Genomic DNA, 19545 nt, shown 5'->3' with positions numbered 1-19545 from the left:
TCCTAGAGTGGGAGGATGAGTGTGCATCCGATCCTGGTGACCGGCGCGACCGGGAAGACCGGCGGAGAAGTGGTCCGCGACCTGCTGGAGCTGGGGCTGCCGGTCCGCGCCCTCGTCCACAACGAAGACGACCGGTCGACCCGGCTGGCCACGCTGGGCGCGGAGATCGTCACCGGCGACCTGCTCGACATCGAGGCCGTGGCCCGCGCCCTCGACGGCGTCGACCGCGCCTACTTCGTCTATCCGATCAGGCCGGGCCTTCTCGAAGCGACGACGACGTTCGCCCAGGCCGGTGCGGAGACCGGGCTCGGCGTGGTGGTCAACATGTCGCAGATCTCCGCCCGCCGGACCTCCCACAGCGACGCCGCCCGCCAGCACTGGCTGTCGGAGCGGGTGCTCGACTGGTCGCCGGTGGGCGCCGTGCACCTGCGGCCCACGTTCTTCGCCGAATGGCTGCCGACCAACTGGAGGCCCGGCGTGCTGCGGCTTCCCTTCGGCGAGGGCCGGCACGCCCCGATCGCCGCCACCGACCAGGCCCGCGTGATCGCCGCCATCCTGGCCGACCCCGACGACCACATCGGCCACACCTACCCGCTCCACGGCCCGGTCGAGATGAACCACTACGAGATCGCCGACGCGATGGCGAAGGTCCTCGGCGTCCCGGTCCGCTACGAGCCGATCAGCATCGACGACTACGCCGAGATCCTGCGGGAGCAGGGCCGGTCGGAACACCTGATCCAGCATCTCAGCGCGGTGGCGATCGACTACCGCGACGGCGTGTTCGCCGGAACCGACGACACCATCGAGCGGATCACCGGAAAGCCGCCGCAGACCGTCGAGCAGTACGTCACGGCGAACAGGAACCTGTTCCCGGCCTGATCATTTGTCCGGAACGACCACGAGGCTCACGATGCGACGCGTGCGACCGTCGCCCTCGCCCTTCCCGGTCCGGCCGACGACCGCGCTCTCGATCTCCCCGACCATCGCCGCGAACTCCTCGTCGGTCAGATGGACGATCGCCTGGCGGTAGACCACGCCGTCGGCGGCCGGATCGACGTCGCCCGTGTTGAGGTAGCGCTCGAAATCGCTCAGCAACGACACCACGAACGTGGTGAACGCCCGCCGGTGCTCCTCGGGCGTCATGGTCGCGCGCGCGGCCGGGTCGACCGTCGCCTTCTCCGAGCGGACCCGGTAACTGCGCACCACGATGCCGCGCACCCGCGTCTCGCCCGCCACCTCCAGCACCCCGGCGTCGGCCAGCACGCCGATGTGCCGGTACATCGTCGCGGGCGCGACGTCGGGCAGGCGGTCACGGAGCTGGTTGGTGGTCAGGGGGTCGCCGTCGAACAGGGCTTGCAGGATGCGCATCCGGACGGGGTGCAGGAGAAGGTCTGCGGTTGCCATGGACGTGATTCTCTCACATACGATAATGTTCTCAATATTGAGAACGTCACCAAAAACGAGAGAGATGGTGAGCGGGACATGCGGGACGTCGACATGACGGTCGTCGCGGACGACGGATTACCCCTGGCCGGCACGCTGACCCTGCCGCCCGGGCCCGGCCCCCACCCGGCCGTCCTGCTGCTCCACGGGTCGGGAAGGCTCGACCGCGACGGCGGCACCAAGCGGCTCCGCATGGCGCTCGGCGCACCGATGGCCGCCGCGCTCGCGGGGCGGGGGATCGCCACCCTGCGCTACGACCGGCGCGGCGTCGGCGCCACGGGCGGCGACTTCCGGGCCACCGGGTTCGACGGCCACCGCCGCGACGCCATCGCCGCCCTCCGCGCCCTGGCCGCCCTGCCCGGCATCCGGCCCGATGCGGTCGCCGTGGTCGGCCACAGCGAGGGCGCGATCCACGCCATGTCACTCGGCACCCGCCCCGACGTCGCCGCCGTGGTGCTGCTGGCCGGGTTCGCCCGTCCCGGCGCCGACGCCCTGGCGTGGCAGGCGGACATGCTGGCCCGCGGTCTCCCTGCGCCGCTGCGACCGCTGGTGCGCGCCTTCGTGCTCCGCACCGCCCCGGCCGCGATGCGGGGGCTGCTCGCCCACGACCCGCGCCCCGACCTGGCCGACATCAAGGTGCCCGTCCTGGCGATCACCGGGGAGAAGGACGTCCAGGTCGACCCCGGCGACCTCGACGTGATCCGCCGGTTGGTCCCCGCCGACGTCGACACCCAGCTCGTCCCCGATCTCACCCACCTGCTCCGCCGCGACCCGGGCCCCGCCTCGGTCCGCTCCTACCCCCGGCAGCTGCGGCAGCCGGTCGACCACGACCTGCTCACGCAGGTCGCCACCTGGCTCACCCACACCCTTGAGAAGGAAGACGCATGAACCCCCACAAGAGCGACCTGGCCATCTTCTTCACCGTCGCGTTCACGACGACCTACGCGTTCTGGTTAACCGCGATCGGGCTCGGGGGAGCGCCGACGAGCTTCCCCACCGCGATCCCCTTCCTCCTCGGCGGGTTCGGCCCGGTGATCGGGGCGATCGTGATCCGGGCACGCCGGGCCCGGCGTGGTGAGCCCGTCCCGGCCCACACCGTTCGGACCCGGTTCGGGGCGCGGCTGCTGTGGATCCTGCCGCTGCTGGTGCTGGCGCCCGCGACCGTGGTGGGCGGCGCGCTGCTCGCGAACCTGCTCGGCGGTCCCGAGCTGAGCCTGACCGAGGGCCAGGAGCTGATCGCGTCGGTCGGCGGGCTCGTGCCGTTCCTGATGAGCATGATCGTCACCGGCCCACTGGCGGAGGAGCCCGGGTGGCGTGGCACCGCCCACCCCCGGCTGCGCGCCTCGATGGGCCGGGTCGGCGCGAGCCTCGTCCTCGGCGTGGCCTGGGCGATCTGGCACCTGCCGCTGTTCTTCATCACGGGCACCGTCCAGAACGAGCTCGGCCTGTTCAGCTGGAGCGGCCTGCTGTTCAGCCTCAGCGTCATCCCGATGGCGCTGCTGACCGGCTGGGCCTACGAGCGGGCCGGCACCATCGCCGCGATCGCAGTGCACTTCGGGGTCAACGCGACGATGGCGCTGCTCACCGTGAGTTCCCCGGTGACGCAGGCGACCGTCCTGGCGGTCCAGATGGTCGTCGTCACCGTGCTGCTCGCCGCCACGCCCAAGGCCCGGGTCCTTACGCCGTCTCCGCGTTGAGCGTCTCCGCCACCGACCGGCGGGCGGAAAGACGGGCGGGCAGTGCGGTCAGGCCCGCCGTGACCAGCATGATCGGGATCGGGATGAGCAGCAGCCATCCGAGAGACAGCGCGAACGGCTCGTCCGGGCCGAAGAGCCACTGCAGGAACAGGCCGAAGGGGATGCCCGCGAGGGCGCCGGGCAGGGTCGGCAGCAGTTGCGCGAACGACAGACCCGCCGTGATCTGCCCGGGGGTCGCCCCCAGCGTCCGGGCGATGGCCATCGTGGCGCGTGACTCCTTCGCCGTCGTCCAGACCATCGTGACGGTGTTCATCACCGACAGCGCGATCAACGCGAGGGTGACCCCCACGAGCAGCTCGCGCGCCTTGTCGTCCTGCAGATCGGTCATGACGACCCCACCGAAGTCCCAGCCCTGTTCGGGCTGGGCGTAGACGAGGAGCATGACGGTGATCCCGACGCAGGTGGCCGCGGTGCCGCAGGCGTGCAGGAGCGCCCGGCCGGGCCGCCGGGCGACCAGGCGCAGCCCGAGCAGCAGCGAGGTCGGCAGCAGCGCCGCCACCCTGGTCAGCAGCACGAGATATTCGGGCCTGCGCACGACGCCGTCACCGTTCAGCGCCCGGATGGCCGGACCGAGCACGGTCAGCAGCACCACTCCGACCGCCACGATCGTCGTCATCAGGATGACCGGGCCGCTCAGCCCCGCGCCGTCGGCGAGCAGGCTGCCGCTGGGATTGACGATCGAGGGCGCCACCACGTGGGCGACGGCCAGCCCCAGCACGTCGGCCAGCAGCGCCAGGACGAGGTACTCGGTGAGCAGGACCGCGACGACGATCCCCGGACCGGCCCCGACGACCTTGAGCAGCCCGACCCGGCGCACCTGCCCGGCCGCCCGCCCGGCGGCGAGTGTGGTCATCCCGCCGATGGCCACGAAACCGAGCAGCCAGCCACCGATGATCATGATCGGCTGGCTGTCCCGGAGATACCTGGCATCATGCCTCGCGATGAACTGCCAGGTGAAGGAGTTGATCCGGGAGTCGCCGACGAACCCGCCGGTCAGGTTGCGGGTCTCGTGGTAGGAGATCATGTACTTCGCGGTGGCGGCGGGGTCGTGCATCCGCAGATAGATGATCTTCGTTCTCGGCAGATCGGCGGCGACCAGCGCCCGGGTGTCGGGGTCGTCCATCCAGACCAGCCCGGCCCGATCGCTCGGCCCGTTGCCCGGCCCGCCCATCATCGCCCCCGGATAGACGTTGCGGGCGGCGGTCACCGCGATCCCCTCGACCGGATACGACCGCCCCGCGATCGCCACCCGATCACCCACGTTCAGGCCCACCGCGGCGGCGAACCCCTTCTCGACCACCACGCCCCCGGGCCGCACCCAGCCACCCGAGACCACCAGCGGACGGTCGATCGGCCCCGGCTCCCGGTCGGCCCCGAGCACGACCACCCGCACCTCGGGCCGCCCTTCAGGAGTGAGCGTCGCCCAGAACTGCCGGTAGGGCCTGCTGGTCGACGCCACCCCCGGAGCGTCCTTCAACGACGTGAGCGCCGAGGTCGCGACCGCGCCGTCGTCGGGCGCGAACGCCACCACGTCGGGCCCGGCCGTCGCGGCCCGGGTGTGCAGGTAGAGCCGCTCGGTCGACCCCGGCAGCGACATGCCCAGGCTGAGCACCGCGCTCGCGACCGCCACCGACAGCACGAGCATCACGGCCGGGCCGGGATGACGGCGGACGTCCCCGACGACGAGCCGGAACACGAGCAGGAGACGGCCCGTCACGACGCGAGCCAGGTGTCCTCGACGAACATCCCGTCGCGCATCGAGATCAGCCGGTCGGCGGTGGCCGCGACCCTGCCGTCGTGGGTGACCATCACGAGCGTCTGCCCCTCGGTCCGCAGCCGGGAGAACAGCCGCAGCACCTCGTTGGTCGCGGCGGTGTCGAGGTTCCCGGTCGGCTCGTCGGCCAGCACCACCAGCGGCTCGTTGGCCAGCGCGCGGGCCACGGCCACCCGCTGCCGCTCGCCCCCCGACAGCTTCCAGGGCAGATGCCGGGCCCGGTCGGCCAGCCCGACCTGCTCCAGCAGCAGCCGCGCCCGCTTCCTGGCCGTACGCGGCGAGCTCCCCGCCAGCAGCACCGGCAGTTCGACGTTCTCGGCCGCCGACAGCTCCTCGACCAGGTGGAACGCCTGGAAGACGAACCCCACCGACCTGCGCCGCAGCCGGGCCAGGGCCCGCTCGCTCGCGGTGTCGATGCGCTCACCGGCCAGCCACACCTCCCCGTCGCTCGGCCGTTCGAGCCCTCCCAGCAGATGCAGCAGCGTCGATTTCCCACACCCGCTCGGCCCCATCACCGCCAGCGTCTGCCCCGCCGGGACGTCGAGGTCGACCCCGTCGACCGCGCGCACCAGACTCTGCTTCTGGCCGTGCCGCTTGGCCAGCCCACGCACCTGCAGCACGTTCACCCTGCGTCCTTCTCGACCTTCGACCAGACCCGCTCACAGGCCTCCAACCAGCGCAGATCCGCCTGCAACCGCAGCGCGACCCCTTCGAGCAGCAGCCCGCTCGTCGAGTCGTCGGGCTCGGCGAGGATCGCCCGCTGCGTCTCATGCAGCCGCCGCATCAGCTCCCGCCGCTGCGCGCCCACCAGTTCGGCCGGATCGGCGAGCCTGGACGCGCTCGCCGCGGCGAGCTTGAGATGGAAGTCCACCAGGTCGGGCTTGGGCCAGGCGACCTCGGTCAGCCAGGCGGCCACCCGCTCCTGACCGGCCTGGGTGAGCGCGTAGACCTTGCGATCGGCCCTCTCCCCCTGCTCGTGGACGACCAGACCCGCCTTCTCCAGCCGCGCGAGGGTGACGTAGACCTGCCCGGCGTTCATCGCGCCGCCCAGCGGACCGAGCGCCCGCCGCAACCGAAGCCCCAGGTCATAGCCGTGTGACGGCTCCTTGGCGAGCATCGCCAATATCGCGTCCTGCATCATCACCCCTAACCGCTAGGGGTAATAGATAGCGGTTAGGTAATGGGAACGTCAAACGATCTCGGGGTGACCGCGGCGGAGGCGAGCAGGGCGAGCTTCTCGGCGCTGTCGGTGCCGGGCTCGGGGTGGTAGAGGACGAGCATGATCCCGTCGGTGCCGCTGATGGCGAGCTTCTCGCGGTCGAGCCGGACCTCCCCCACCTGCGGATGGTTGAACGTGAGAGTGGCGCCGAGCCGCCCCGCGACGTCGTGGCGGGCCCACAGCCGGCGGAAGTCGTCGCTGGCCAGGGAGAGTTCGCCGACGAGCTCGATGAACCGGGGATCGTCGATGTCACTGCCGACCGACTGCCGGAACCCCGCCACCAGGGCGGCCGAGGCCCGCTCCCAATCGGGGAACAGCGCCTGCTCGGCGGGGTCGAGGAAGACGTCCCGCAAGCGGTTCCCACCCACCCTCAGCCGGGGCGACAGCGCGGACGCGAGCCCGTTGGCCGCGAGCACATCGAGATAGCGCCCCTCGACGAACGCGGGGTAGGGCAGCGCCGCCACCAGCCGCGCCGTACTCGGCGGCACGACCTCCTTGCGGGCCCGCCGCCGGGGCCGCTTGGGCCTGTCCTCGGCGAGACTGAGCAGGTAAGCGTCGTCGTCGAGCCGCAGCACCCGGCCGATCGACACCAGCACCTGCACCGAGGGGCGGCGATCACGTCCCTGCTCCAGCCGCAGGTAGTATTCGGCGCTGATCCCCGCGAGCATCGCCACCTCCTCGCGCCGCAGCCCCGGCACCCGCCGGGTGCCCAGCACCGGAATCCCCACCTGCTCGGGGGTCACGAGTTCACGGCGGGCGCGCAGATATTCGCCCAGCAGATTCGGCTCGTCGGTCATGCCTCCACGCTAAACCTGTCCCTGTCACTACCAGTGTCGGGAGGGACCTGGCTCGCCTGAACCCGGGCGACGAGCGTGAGGGTCATGACCAAGCAGCGTGTACTCGTGACCGGTGGATCCGGCTTCATCGCCGGACACTGCATCCTCCGGCTCCTCGACCAGGGCTACCTCGTCCGCACGACCGTGCGCTCACCGACCCGCACGAGCTCCGACTCCGAAGATCTGACCTTCGTGACCGCCGACCTCCTGAGCGACGAGGGCTGGCCCGAAGCCGTGAGCGGCTGCGACTACGTGCTCCACGTCGCCTCCCCCGTTCACCTCGGCGAGATCACCGACGAGAACGACCTCATCGCCCCCGCCGTCGACGGCACCCTCCGTGTGCTGCGCGCCGCCCGTGACGCCGGGGTCAAGCGGGTCGTGCTCACCTCGGCCTTCCACGCCGTCGGCTGGGGCCACCCCCCGACCGACCACACCTTCACCGAGGACGACTGGTCGGACCTCGACGGCCCCGGCATCGACGCCTACGGCAAGAGCAAGACCCTCGCCGAGCGCGTCGCCTGGGACTTCATGGCCACCGAGGGTGGCTCGATGGAGCTGGTCACCCTCCTGCCGGTGGCGGTGATGGGCCCGATGCTGGGCTCGGAGGTCTCCGGCGCCAACCGCATCCTCCAGCGCCTCCGGGACGGTCTGCCCGTCCCGAACATGTGGATCCCGATCGTCGACGTCCGCGACGTCGCGACCGCCCACGTCCTGGCCATGACCACGGCCGACGCGGCGGGCGAGCGGTTCCTCCTCTCCAGCGGCCCCGCCAAAGAGGTGCGGGAGATCGCCGCCATCCTGGACGTCCCCTTCGAGAACCCGGGCGACCCCGGCCACGCCAAGAAGGTCTCCAGCGAGAAGGCCCGAAAGATTTTGGGCTGGGAGCCACGCGACCCCGAGGCCGCGATCACCGCGCCGCCACGTCAGGAGTAGGTCAGCCGCCGCAACAGCGTCTCGGCCGGCCCGCGCACCCCTCGTCGTCGCATCACCTCGGCCGCGACCACCGTCGCGGCCCAGGTGGCGGCGGCCACCGCGACCGTGGCGGCACTGCCCAGGGAACCACCGAGCCCCAGCGTGTACGGCGGCAGCAACGCCACGAACACCACCGACTGCAGTAGATAACACGTCAGAGATCGCTGCCCGCAGGCCGCCAGCGCCGTCACCACCGGCCCGCGCCTCTCCCCGATCCGCCGGGCGACCAGCGCGATCACCGCGGCGTACCCCAACCCGGCGGCGATCCCCGAAACGGTGTGCAACGCGACGAGCGAGGTCACCAGCCACACCCCGTCGAGCTCCACGAACCCACTCGCGGCCAGCCCCACCGGCAGCCCGCCGAGCACCCCGACGACCGGCCCCCACAGAGCCACCCGCCGCACCAGCGCATCGGGCTCGGCCAGCAACCCCCGCCGCCCGGCCCAGACCCCAAGAAGAGCCGCGGTCAGCACCCCCGTCATCCCCGCGGGCGTCATCACCCACTCGACCGGCCGCGCCAGCAGCGCGGCCACGGGATCGGTGAGCTCCAACGACCAGAACAGCGACCGCTCGTCCACGGCATGCGGCATCGTGTACGCCCCCGCCGACACCACCGCCACCGGCACCAGCCAGACCCCCGCGAAGATCAGCAGCGCCCGGTCGCCCACCCCCATCATCACTGCGAGCAGCAGCCCCACCAGCCCGTACGTCCCGAGGATGTCGCCGGAGAACAGAAGCAGCGCGTGCACCGCCCCGAAGGCGATCAGCCACAGGCTCCGCCGCCGCAGCACCCGCCGCCCCTCGCGGTCGTCCCGCCGCCGGTTCCAGATCAGCACCATGCCGTAGCCGAACAGGGCCGCGAACATCGGATAGGCCCGCCCGTCGACGAACGTCAACGCCAGCAGCCCCGCCACCCGATCGACCGGCCCGTCTTCGACGACGTGCTGGCGGAGGCCGTAGGGCCGGTCGTACAGATAGATCGCGGAGTTGGCCACGGCGATCAGCAGCAACATGATCCCCCGGGCGAGGTCAGGGGCGAGCCGGCGTTCGGTCTCCGCGACCGGCCGTAACCCCGAAGTGGACACCGATGGTCCTCCTACCGCGCCGGGTGTGACCGTCCGAAAACGATCTCGGGCCGTACAAGATCCGATTCTGACCCTGCGACCCACCCGTGACAACCACGAAGGGCGCCTCCCCTTCCGGGGAAGCGCCCTCGATCGTCGCCCTAGGCCTGCGCGGACCTCTGGTCTTCCAGGTCGGGCAGCAGCACCGTGCTCTCCTGCTCGCGCGGGTCGGTGCGGGCCAGCACGACCTCGGCCGGTTCGCTGTCGCTGAGGTTCACCGGCATGTGGGGAGTGCTGGCCGGGATGTAGATGAACTCGCCCTGACGGGCTTCGAGGTAGTGCTGCAGGTCCTCGCCGTACCAGGCGCCCACGGCGCCCTTGATGACATAGATCGCCGTCTCGTGGTGGTCGTGTTTGTGGGCCCGGCCGCTACCGGCGGGGGGAATGGTCTGCAGGTGCATGCAGATGTTGCGCGCCCCCACGGTCTCGGCGGCGATCCCGGCGAAGAACTGGAGGTGCTGCTTGCCTTCGTACATCACAGCGGACCGAACGACACGGCAGTGCGAAGCGTCCACGTGGTCTCCTCAGAGCTTGCCGAAGATCAGGTTGCCGGGGGACCCGGGATCGGTGCTGTGGTAGAACTCGCGCTGCGCGGCGTGGATCTCCCCGATGTCGAGATGCCCGCTGCCATCGGTGTCGAGCAGCCCGAACACCTCGCGACGCTCGTCGTCGGGCAGCGTGGAGATCCCGGGGATCGCGGCGAACTCGTCGTAGGAGATCCGCCCGTCGCCGTCGGTGTCGCAGACCGCGAGCACCGACTCGGCCACCCGCCCCGCCGTCGCGTCGTAGCCGTGTGACCGGAACTCCTCACCGGCGAGATAGGCGACGAACTCGTCGCGCGTCAGTTGCCCGTCGCTGTCGTCGTCGGCGCTGTGGATCAGGGCGTTCCACATGCCGGCGTACGCGGCCAGCACATCCCGCCCTTTCGCGGAGTCGGCGGGAACCTCGAACACGGCCAGGAACCGGGCGGCGGCGGCCTCGAAGTCGTCTTTGGTCAGCACTCCGTCGCCGTCGGCGTCGAAGAGGGCGAATCGCTTGTCGAACTTCCGGGCGAGAGCATCAGGCACGGCGAAAGTCATGGCACCTCCTGAAGTGGGGGGTGTCTCAGCGGCATCCGCACCGTAACATCACGTAAAGCAAACGGTCAATTACGCTCCGGCACCTCCCGCGGAGGCGGTTCGATCATGGTGGCGGGCCGAGGATCCGCTGGTGGTGGCGTTGGGCGGCCTCGATCAGGCGGGGGATGTCGGGTGCGGTGGGTTCGGGCAGGCCCGGACCGGTCGCCGGGTGGCCGATCTCGGTGATGAAGTCCTCGAACCCCGACGGCGCGGTGATCTGCAGGCCGCGTACCGGACCGTTCGTGACGAGGAAGCTGTGCGGAATGCCGCGCGGCAGGAACGTGAAGTCGCCGGGCCCGGCGGTGAAGTGCCGGTCGCCGCACTCGACGCTGATCTCGCCGTCCAGGATGTAGAAGCCCTCGTCCTCGACGTCGTGGACGTGCAGAGGCGGGCCGAAGCCGAGCGGCGCGGACCATTCGATGAGCGTGAACGCCCCGCCGGTCTGGGCGCCGCCGGCCTTGACGTTCATCCGGGTGTTCAGGAACCACACCTGTGGCCCGTCGTCCGGGGTCAGCCGGTATCCGCCGGGGTCGAAGCTCATAATTCGCCTCCGGCCTGCGTCTCGGCCGGGAGATAGAGGCGCACCTCGATGCCGTCGGGGTCACGCAGGCCGATGAGCACCCGACCCATGTGGCCGGAGACGATCTCGCCGTAGGGCTGGCCGAGGTCGTCAAGACGCTGCTGCCACGCGTCGAGCGCGGCCGGCGTGGGGACGTGCAGGGCGATCGGATCGAACCCGGCCAGCGCGGCCGCGCGCGCCGGGTCGTGACGAAGGGCGAGCTCGACGCCGCCGCCGGGATCGCGCATCGCCACCCCCATCAACACGCCCTCCTCCACGAACTCGATGTGGGTGTGCAGACCCAGCACGCGCGCATACCAGTCGCGGCTGCGCGGCAGATCGGCGACGGGCAGCTTGACGTGGTGGAAGCCGTTGACCGCGGTATCCAAGAGGTACCCCCTCCGGCAGATTTGGCTAGAGTGAGCTCTAGCCAGTCACTAGAGTACGATCTAGCGAATGAGCGAACGTGTCAAGACGGAGGGCCAACCTGGCACCCGCCGCGACGAGCAGGCGCGCGCCACCCGCCGCCGGATCATCGACGAGGCCGCCCGCCTGTTCATCGAGCACGGCTACGCCACCACGACGCTCACCCAGATCGCCAAGGGCGCCGGCGTGGCGGTCCAGACGCTCTACTTCCACTTTGGGAACAAGGCGACCGTGCTCAAGGAGGTCGTCGACGTGCTCGCCGTCGGCGACGACAAGCCGGTCCCCCTGCTGGATCGAACGTGGGCCCAGCGTGTCCGCGACGAGCCCGACGGCCCGCGCGCGCTGGCGATCTGGGTGCGCAACGCCCGCGCGGTCTTCGGCCGGGTGGCCCCGATCATGAAGATCGTGCGTGACGCCGTCGGCGCCGACCCGGAGATGGCCGCGCAGTGGCAGACCAACCTCGGGCAGCGTTACCTCGCGCAGCGCACGGTCGTACAGCAGCTGGCCGACAAGAACGCGCTGCGGCCGGGGCTGACCGTCGACCGCGCGGCGGACATCGTCTTCTGTCTCGTCAGCGTCGAGGTCTATCAGCTGTTCACCGTCGAACGAGGCTGGACACCCGCCCAGTGGGAACGCTGGATCAAAGACACCCTCACCACCGCGATCCTCCGCTGAACGCCTTTTTCGCGAACACGAACTTCCAATGGATGAGCCTCAGGCCTCATTCTGCGTCCGCTGCGGCGAATGGCAAGTGTCTGTACACGCCCGGCACGACCGTGTTAAAACCTCATTGGCTAGCGTCCGCCGCGTAAATGTGCTGTTTCTGGCACGCCCTACAACCGTTCGACGGCACGACGGAGTCGGCACACTCCGACCCTCGTACACCCCCCGGGCAATCAGCGTGGCGGCGCGCGCCTTGCCTGCCTTAGTCGTGAGGTCAGGTCGACATGCACACGGACGTTCGCCCACGCAGCGGCGTGAGAAGAATTCTCACCGCCCTGGTGCTGCTCGTCTCCACTCTCGTCATCCCCGCACAGATGAGTCCGGCGCAGGCCGCCGCCGGACCGCCGTTCGCCGCATTGGTCTTCTCCAAGACCGCCGGCTTCCGGCACACCTCCATCCCGGCGGGCGTCGCCGCCATCAGGCAGCTCGGCCAGGAACAGGGCTTCACGGTCGACGCCACCGAGGACGCCGCCGCCTTCACCGCGGCGAACCTGGCCAGATACCAGGTCGTGGTCTTCCTCTCCACCACGGGCGATGTGCTGAACGCCACCCAGCAGACCGCCTTCGAGCAGTACATCAAGGGCGGCGGCGGGTACGCCGGCGTGCACGCCGCCTCCGACACCGAATACGACTGGGCCTGGTACGGCAGTCTGGTCGGCGCCTACTTCAAGCAGCACCCCGCGCCCCAGCAGGCCACGGTCAAGGTCGAGGACCCCGCGCACCCCTCCACCGCCGGACTGCCCGCCCGCTGGACGCGCAGCGACGAGTGGTACGACTTCCGCACCAACCCGCGCGGCACGGTCCACGTCCTGACCTCCCTGGACGAGACCAGCTACACCGGCGGCACGATGGGCGCCGACCACCCCACCAGCTGGTGCCAGAACTACGACGGCGGCCGCTCGTGGTACACCGGGCTGGGCCACGGCGACGAGTCCTTCACCGAGCCCAACTTCCTGAAGATGCTGCTCGGCGGCCTGCAGACGGCCGCGGGCGTGGTGCCGGCCGACTGCTCGGCGAGCCTGAACTCGTCGTTCGCCAAGGTCACCGTCGACGACAACACGTCCAACCCGATGATGCTGGACGTCGCCGCGGACGGCACCGTCTTCTACATCGACCTCAGCGGTGACGTGAAGGCGGTCAGGCCGGCCGGCGGTGTGATCACCTCCGGTCACCTGAACGTCTTCAACGCCAACGAGAGCGGCCTGCTGGGCATGGCCCTCGACCCGGCGTTCGCCACCAACCGCTGGATGTACCTGTACTACTCGCCCCAGTCCCCTGCCGTGGACCGGCTGTCGCGCTTCACCGTCAGGCCCGACCTGACGCTCGACCTGGCCACCGAGAAGGTCGTACTGGAGGTGCCGGTCCAGCGGGCGGAGTGCTGCCACCACGGCGGCGGCATGGTGTTCGACAAGGCCACCGGCGACCTGTGGCTCGCCAACGGCGACAACGTCAACCCCTTCGCCTCCGACGGCTACGCCCCCATCGACGAGCGCTCCGGACGGTCCAGCTGGGACGCCCAGGGCACCTCGGCCAACTCCAACGACCTGCGCGGCAAGGTGCTGCGCATCCACCCCGAGCCGGACGGCACGTACACGATCCCCTCGGGCAACCTGTTCCCGCCGGGCACACCGAAGACCCGCCCGGAGATCTACGCGATGGGTCTGCGCAACCCCTTCCGGATCGGCATCGACCCCAAGACGCACAAACTGCTGGTCGGCAACTACGGCCCGGACGCCGGCCAGGCCAGCGCCACCCGTGGCCCGGAGAACACCGTCGAGTGGGACATCCTCAACGCCCCGGGGTTCTACGGCTGGCCGTACTGCGTCGGCAACAACAAGCCCTATGTCGACTTCGACTTCGCGACGAACACGTCCAAGGGGGCGTTCAACTGCGCGGCGCCGAAGAACGACTCGCCCAACAACACCGGCATCACCGACCTGCCCGCGGCCAAGGCCGCCACGGTCTACTACCACTACTCCGCCGACCCCGCCTTCCCCGAACTCGGTGGCGGCGGCGCACCCCATGCGGGTCCCGCCTACCGCTACGACCCGGCGCTGGTCTCGGCCCGCAAGTGGCCCGCCTACTGGGACGGCAAGGCCGTCTTCGGTGAGTGGAACCAGAACCGCCTGTACTCCTTCCAGCTCAGCGCCGACGGCTCGCAGCTGGTCGACATCAACCCCCTTCTGGGGACGATGAGCTTCAAGAAGCCGATGGACATGAAGTTCGGCCCCGACGGCGCGCTGTACGTCATCGAGTGGGGATCGGGCTTCGGCGGCAACAACGCCGACTCCGGCATCTACCGCATCGACTACACGAAGGGCGACCGGGCACCGACCGCCCAGGCCAGGGCCGACAAGACCGCAGGCCCCGTGCCGCTGACCGTGCAGTTCTCCAGCGCCGGATCCACCGACCCCGACGGAGGGCCGCTCACCTACGCCTGGGACTTCGACGGCAACGGCAGCGTCGACTCCACCGCGGCGAACCCCACGCGCACCTACACCACGGCGGGCAACTTCACCGCCGTGCTGACCGTGAGGGACCAGGGCGGCGCGACCGCCACCGCCAACGTGCCGATCGTGGCCGGCAACACCGCGCCCACGGTGACGATCAACGTGCCGTCCAACGGCGGTTTCTTCAATTTCGGCGACCGGGTGAACTTCACCGTCACGGTCACCGACCCGGAAGACGGCACGGTCAACTGCGCGAACGTCAAGCTCCAGGCCTACCTGGGGCACGACTCGCACGGCCACCCGCTCGACCAGTACACCGGCTGCTCGGGCACCGTCCAGACCACCCTTTCCTCCGGGCACAGCGAGGGCGACAACGTCTTCTACGTGCTGGAGGCCAGCTACACCGACCGGGGCGGCGCCGGTTCCTCCGGTCCGCTGACCACCAGAACCCAGGTGCTGCTGCAGCCCAAGCACAAGCAGGCCGAGTTCTACACGGCGACCGGACGCGCCCCCGACGGCACCGGCACCGGCGACCCCGGCGTACGGGTCGAGACGACCTCCGACCCCCAGGGCGGCTTCAGCAACATCACCGCCATCGAGGACGGCGACTACTGGACCCACGACCCGGTCAACCTGTCGGCGATCGAACGCCTGACCTTCCGCGCGGCCTCGGGCGGGGCCGGAGGCACGATCGAGATCCGGTCGGGCGCCGTGGGCGGCCCGCTGGTCGGCAGGGTCACGGTGCCCGGCACCGGCGGCTGGCAGACCTACCAGAACTTCCCGATCACGCTGACGAACCCGCCCACGACGAGCGGCCCGCTGTACTTCGTCGTCCGTAAGCCGACGGGCGGCGGCAACGGCGCGCTGATCAACGTCAACTGGACCGACTTCACCAGCAGGAGCCTCAACGGCGTCACCCTGAGCGCCAACCCCACGAGCCTGTCCTTCGGCTCGCGCACCACCGGCACGACCAGCCCGTCCCAGGCGATCACCATCACCAATGGCGGCACCGGCGCGGCGACCCTGAGCGGCGTCACCGTCACCGGCGACTACGCGCGCACCACCACCTGCGGCACCACCCTGGCCGCCGGCGCGTCCTGCACGGTCAACGTCACCTTCACCCCGACCGCGACGGGCACCCGCACGGGCACGCTCACCGTGGCGAGCAACGACGAGAACGGCCCGCTGTCGGTGGCACTGTCCGGCACCGGCGTCACCTCGACCACCAACCTCGCCCTCGGCGCGGTGATGACTTCAAGCAGTTCCAACGGCGGCTACCCGCAGACCAACGCCAACGACGACAACACCGCCACCTACTGGGAGTCGGCGAACAACGCCTTCCCGCAGTGGCTGCAGGCCGACCTGCGCTCCACCCAGAGCATCGGCTCGATCACCCTGAAACTGCCCCCGCCCACGGCCTGGGCGACCCGAACCCAGACCCTGTCCGTCCAGGGCAGCACCGACGGCACGACGTGGACCACCCTCAAGCCGTCCGCCGGTTACGTCTTCAACCCCGCGACGGGCAACTCCGTCACGATCCCGCTGACCACCACCGCCACGCGGTACGTCCGGCTGAACGTCACCGCCAACACCGGCTGGTCCGCGGCCCAGATCGCGGAGTTCCAGATCTTCCCGGGCGGCGGCGACCAGCCCCCGACCGTGACCCTGACGGCCTCCCCGAACAGCCTGTCGTTCGGCTCAAGCACCGTCGGCAGCACCAGCGCAGCACAGGCCGTCACGATCACCAACACCGGCACAGGGTCGGCGACGCTCGGCACTGTCGCCACCACCGGTGACTTCACGCAGACCAGAACCTGCGGCACGACCTTGGCCGCCGGGGCGTCCTGCACGGTCAACGTCACCTTCACCCCGACCGCGACGGGCACCCGCACGGGCACCCTGAGCGTCGCCAGCAACGACCCGAACGGCCCCCTGACCGTCGCCCTCACCGGCACCGGCACCGCCGTCCCCGTCAGCAACCTGGCGCAGGGCCGCCCGACGACCGAAACCAGCCACGTGCAGAGCTACGCGTCAGGCAACGCCGTGGACGGCAACTCCAGCACCTACTGGGAGTCGGTCAACAACGCCTTCCCGCAGTCGCTCACCGTCGACCTCGGCTCTGCGGTCAGCGTCGGCCGCATCGTCCTGAAGCTGCCCCCGGCGACCGCTTGGGCCACCCGCACCCAGACCCTCACCGTCCTCGGCAGCACCGACGGATCCACCTTCACCAACGTCGTGGGTTCGGCGGCGTACACCTTCAACCCGGCCACGGGGAATACGGCCACCATCACGTTCCCGGCCACCAGCAGGCGCTACCTGCGCCTGACCATCACCGCGAACACCGGCTGGCCTGCGGGCCAGATCTCGGAATTCGAGGTCTACGCCTCGTAAGTCGCTCGGACGTCCGGAGGGGACGATGTCTGTCCCCTCCGGATCAAAGAGACACCTGCGACGACTACGTTGAGCCAGGCACGAGGACGACGCAGTGACGCGGAACCGATCATCTCTGCCGCGGCAAGCACGAGCTTGCCCAGACAGCGGGTGTACGCACAAAAGGGCCTTGGCTTTGTAGAGGCCCGGGGCCACCTTGTTGACGGACTCTTTCTGAACGGGCACAGGAGAACTGCCATTAGAGACGATCACAGGGCGTCCGCCGAATAGAGAACGCCCTGGTCAAGAGTGGAGCGGCCTCGGGAATCGAACCCCGTACCTACGCATATGAGTCAGACGAACCCTATCCAGACAGGTCCATGCATGTCTCATGGCCAGGGCCGGAGCGCCTCAGTACATCTGTGTGTACACGGCCGTCGTTAGCAACAGCGTTAGCAAGATCCTTGGCTGGTCCCGACGTTCCAGAGTGCTCGACCACGCAAACGGCGAAACGTTGCACAGAAGGGAATCACGTGGGCGGGTGCTACAGCTCACGGGGGCTGGGAGTCCCGCTTCAAGCTCGCTGGACCGTGCGCCGATGTTGGCGGGCAACTTCGAAGCCAGGGACACAGATGCGGCTGAGCGTCGCCAACTGCTTACGGCTTCAAGACCGCCCCACACAGCACCGATATGCAAATATCCTAGTTTTCAAAGTCTGGAAGCGCTTCCGCCAAGCGCCTTCGTCCATGACGCAAGTTAGACCGAACAGTGACTTCTGAAGTATCAAGAAGCCGAGCAATTTCTTTTATGCCATAGCCGTCATAGGTCAAAGCCAGTGCTTCACGTTGCTTCAGAGGCAATTCTGAGAGGACACTGCGGACGGTGTCTTCAAAGAGACGAAGGGCTTCCGGGGAAGGCTCGTAATCCAGATCTTCCGAATGAAGAGAATGAAGAACCCTCGATTGGGCGCTGACACGACGCATCTCGTCGATCATTAGATGGCATATAGTTTTGTAGAGCCATGAGACCGGGTAAGTTGGCGGTCCATTTCGCTCCCATTGGCGTAATAGCCGCAGGTACGCCTCCTGAACCTTGTCCTCGACCATGTCGGGGTAGTCAAGGGCACGTGCGTAGCGATGGGCTAGCGCGTACACCCGATGCAGTGTTTCCCGATAGAGCTCCTCGAAAGCTGTTCTTGAGGACATGCCTAAACCCTGCCAGGACTGGCTGGTCCTGGCAGGGTTTTGTGGCGGGAACTGGCTACGCATGCCTATCTGGAGGTTCCATCTTGGCCGTAATCTGCGACTGCTTCCTCAGCAGTCGGGCTCGCTTAACTCGATGACGCCGGGACGCCATCAGCCTGTTCGATCGCCGCGCGGCCCGCAGGCGACGCCTGCGCCGGTCCTTGAGCAAGCCGAGGACACCTAGTGCAATAGTGGTAGTTGCTGCCACTACGGCGAGAATCGGCCCGTATTCCTTGGCCAGACTGATCACTTGGGCTGTCTTCCAGAGCAGCAACGTAAGGATCGCGCCAAACCAGACTGTGACCAGACTCGCGATCAGAGCAGTGGCGTGGTCTTCGACCCATTCGAGAGCAGTGGTGAACCAAGTTAGGCGACGGTTAGCGTCAAGGCTTTTGCCTGACGAGCGACGCCTTTGAGCACGACGATCAGAGTTCTTCTCGTTTTTCATCGACCCCTCGATCGATTCGAGGGGTCGCCGACAGAGCGAGTCGTATCAGCGACCCCTGGTTGAGGAGACCGCAGCAGTGTGTTCTGGGCAAGAGACGGCACTAACTGAAGTCCTGACCGGGAAATTATAGATGATCATAGCTCGAGGTAGAGGTGAAACGGAGAAAATCGCGGGCACTCACCGCGCGTCGAAGTTTCCTATAACGCTTTCATTACTCTGCCCTCACCCACTTGCCTGCGCACCCCATATTTCGGTAAGCCCCTTCCTTCATCGATACTCACCGGCATGAACTCATCACTAATTGCATACAGGCCAAAGGTGGCGAGGAACATCAAGGTAGGAGGAATCCCCCAACAAACCCTCAAGCTCGCGGCGGCTCAAACAGCAACGGTGACCCCCTCCGCGCCATCACACTTCATTCGACTAGTGTGACGTAAATCACATTGCATGTTTTGCACGGTCAGGCGAGGCGCTTCGTCTTACCTCGTGCAACCAGCTATCGACCTTCTGTCATTAAGGCGTATTCCGTACCACGACGACACGAAATGGTGGATACTGGTCATTGTTCTTCAACGTGGAGGCGACTCCAGGTTGAGGGGGGGTCCGCAACCTTGTTCTGGGCAAAGAGACTGAGGTTGCGGGCCCCTTGCTTCTCCGCAGGTCTCCCGCATGGCATCTCTAAACCTTCTCGAACGCAAATTCGATATTTACTGGACAAAGTTCAGATCCTGAGTCACCTCTACGTTGCGGCCCAAGCGTGTCCTCGCGCGATGATGGCCTCGCCAGCCGGGTCTTGGCGGAAGAGCCGTAGACGGTTGCCCAAGCCAAGCTCGACCTGCCAGGTTCCGTAAAGACGGTTGAACAGGGCCAAGTAGGTTCTGCAGGGCGCTTCAGTACGGGCGCGACCTATTCGTCAAAGAGGATGGGCCCTCCACAACCGGTGCTCTCCTCCACCGCTACACCACCCGTACCGAACCTGACGGCGTGCTGCGCCTGCCGTGCAAGACCCGGCGTTATGCCGAGGCCTGCCTGCACGACACCGCCACGTCCTGCATGATCAAGTAGCGTCGGATGACGTCGAC

General features: G+C 68.5%; 17 protein-coding genes. 6 read left to right on the top strand and 11 right to left on the bottom strand.

Annotation, left to right across the window (positions count from 1 at the left end; translation table 11 throughout):
• Nucleotides 1-15: 15 nt before the first annotated feature.
• Nucleotides 16-879, top strand: coding sequence for an NmrA family NAD(P)-binding protein (locus ACYQ78_RS16105; RefSeq protein WP_459801623.1), 864 nt, complete (start codon nucleotides 16-18; stop codon nucleotides 877-879).
• Here ACYQ78_RS16105 and ACYQ78_RS16100 read toward each other — a convergent pair whose 3' ends face one another.
• Nucleotides 880-1404, bottom strand: a complete 525-nt coding sequence (locus ACYQ78_RS16100; protein WP_459801622.1) for a helix-turn-helix domain-containing protein — start codon at nucleotides 1402-1404, stop codon at nucleotides 880-882.
• Between the two features lie 78 nt (nucleotides 1405-1482).
• Between ACYQ78_RS16100 and ACYQ78_RS16095 the strand changes: the two genes are divergently transcribed.
• Nucleotides 1483-2331: an alpha/beta hydrolase family protein gene (locus ACYQ78_RS16095; RefSeq protein WP_459801621.1), complete on the top strand. Its 849-nt coding sequence runs from the start codon at nucleotides 1483-1485 to the stop codon at nucleotides 2329-2331.
• Complete coding sequence (locus ACYQ78_RS16090; RefSeq protein ID WP_459801620.1) at nucleotides 2328-3140, top strand: CPBP family intramembrane glutamic endopeptidase; 813 nt, start codon at nucleotides 2328-2330, stop codon at nucleotides 3138-3140. The genes ACYQ78_RS16095 and ACYQ78_RS16090 overlap by 4 nt, the downstream gene beginning before the upstream one ends.
• On the opposite strand, the gene ACYQ78_RS16085 is transcribed toward ACYQ78_RS16090, so the two are convergent.
• The 4 genes from ACYQ78_RS16085 to ACYQ78_RS16070 are packed head-to-tail and all read right to left on the bottom strand — an operon-like array spanning nucleotide 3121 to nucleotide 6990.
• Nucleotides 3121-4917, bottom strand: coding sequence for an ABC transporter permease (locus ACYQ78_RS16085; RefSeq protein ID WP_459801619.1), 1797 nt, complete (start codon nucleotides 4915-4917; stop codon nucleotides 3121-3123). The genes ACYQ78_RS16090 and ACYQ78_RS16085 overlap by 20 nt on opposite strands.
• Nucleotides 4914-5600, bottom strand: a complete 687-nt coding sequence (locus ACYQ78_RS16080) for an ABC transporter ATP-binding protein (RefSeq protein WP_459801618.1) — start codon at nucleotides 5598-5600, stop codon at nucleotides 4914-4916. The genes ACYQ78_RS16085 and ACYQ78_RS16080 overlap by 4 nt, the downstream gene beginning before the upstream one ends.
• Complete coding sequence (locus ACYQ78_RS16075; RefSeq protein ID WP_459801617.1) at nucleotides 5597-6112, bottom strand: PadR family transcriptional regulator; 516 nt, start codon at nucleotides 6110-6112, stop codon at nucleotides 5597-5599. Before ACYQ78_RS16075 ends, ACYQ78_RS16080 begins: the two co-directional genes overlap by 4 nt.
• A gap of 35 nt (nucleotides 6113-6147) precedes the next feature.
• Nucleotides 6148-6990 carry a helix-turn-helix domain-containing protein gene (locus ACYQ78_RS16070; protein WP_459801616.1) on the bottom strand — a complete coding sequence of 281 codons (843 nt, stop codon included), beginning with the start codon at nucleotides 6988-6990 and terminating at the stop codon, nucleotides 6148-6150.
• Nucleotides 6991-7074: 84 nt separating this feature from the next.
• On the opposite strand from ACYQ78_RS16070, the gene ACYQ78_RS16065 reads away from it, so the two are divergent.
• Entirely contained in the window at nucleotides 7075-7962 is an 888-nt protein-coding gene (locus ACYQ78_RS16065) for an SDR family oxidoreductase (protein WP_459801615.1), read from the top strand.
• Here the strand turns inward: ACYQ78_RS16065 and ACYQ78_RS16060 are convergent.
• The 5 genes from ACYQ78_RS16060 to ACYQ78_RS16040 all read right to left on the bottom strand — a co-directional run bounded on the left by ACYQ78_RS16060 (nucleotide 7953) and on the right by ACYQ78_RS16040 (nucleotide 11191).
• Nucleotides 7953-9086, bottom strand: coding sequence for a DUF418 domain-containing protein (locus tag ACYQ78_RS16060; protein WP_459801614.1), 1134 nt, complete (start codon nucleotides 9084-9086; stop codon nucleotides 7953-7955). The genes ACYQ78_RS16065 and ACYQ78_RS16060 overlap by 10 nt on opposite strands.
• A gap of 140 nt (nucleotides 9087-9226) precedes the next feature.
• Nucleotides 9227-9601, bottom strand: coding sequence for a cupin domain-containing protein (locus ACYQ78_RS16055; RefSeq protein ID WP_459801613.1), 375 nt, complete (start codon nucleotides 9599-9601; stop codon nucleotides 9227-9229).
• A 48-nt stretch (nucleotides 9602-9649) separates the two neighbouring features.
• Complete coding sequence (locus ACYQ78_RS16050) at nucleotides 9650-10204, bottom strand: EF-hand domain-containing protein (RefSeq protein ID WP_459801612.1); 555 nt, start codon at nucleotides 10202-10204, stop codon at nucleotides 9650-9652.
• 103 nt (nucleotides 10205-10307) lie between these two features.
• Nucleotides 10308-10784, bottom strand: coding sequence for a quercetin 2,3-dioxygenase (locus ACYQ78_RS16045; RefSeq protein WP_459801611.1), 477 nt, complete (start codon nucleotides 10782-10784; stop codon nucleotides 10308-10310).
• Nucleotides 10781-11191, bottom strand: coding sequence for a VOC family protein (locus ACYQ78_RS16040; protein ID WP_459801610.1), 411 nt, complete (start codon nucleotides 11189-11191; stop codon nucleotides 10781-10783). Before ACYQ78_RS16040 ends, ACYQ78_RS16045 begins: the two co-directional genes overlap by 4 nt.
• 67 nt (nucleotides 11192-11258) lie before the next feature.
• Here ACYQ78_RS16040 and ACYQ78_RS16035 point away from each other — a divergent pair, with 67 nt between their 5' ends.
• Nucleotides 11259-11903 carry a TetR/AcrR family transcriptional regulator gene (locus tag ACYQ78_RS16035; protein ID WP_459801609.1) on the top strand — a complete coding sequence of 215 codons (645 nt, stop codon included), beginning with the start codon at nucleotides 11259-11261 and terminating at the stop codon, nucleotides 11901-11903.
• Nucleotides 11904-12205: 302 nt separating this feature from the next.
• On the top strand, nucleotides 12206-16792 hold the full coding sequence (locus ACYQ78_RS16030; RefSeq protein WP_459801608.1) for a ThuA domain-containing protein: 4587 nt from the start codon (nucleotides 12206-12208) through the stop codon (nucleotides 16790-16792).
• Between the two features lie 680 nt (nucleotides 16793-17472).
• Here ACYQ78_RS16030 and ACYQ78_RS16025 read toward each other — a convergent pair.
• Nucleotides 17473-18039, bottom strand: coding sequence for an RNA polymerase sigma factor (locus tag ACYQ78_RS16025; protein ID WP_459801607.1), 567 nt, complete (start codon nucleotides 18037-18039; stop codon nucleotides 17473-17475).
• Between the last annotated feature and the right edge of the window lie 1506 nt (nucleotides 18040-19545).

Source organism: Herbidospora sp. RD11066 (assembly GCF_054661255.1).
This window is presented reverse-complemented; position numbering and strand designations above follow the sequence as displayed.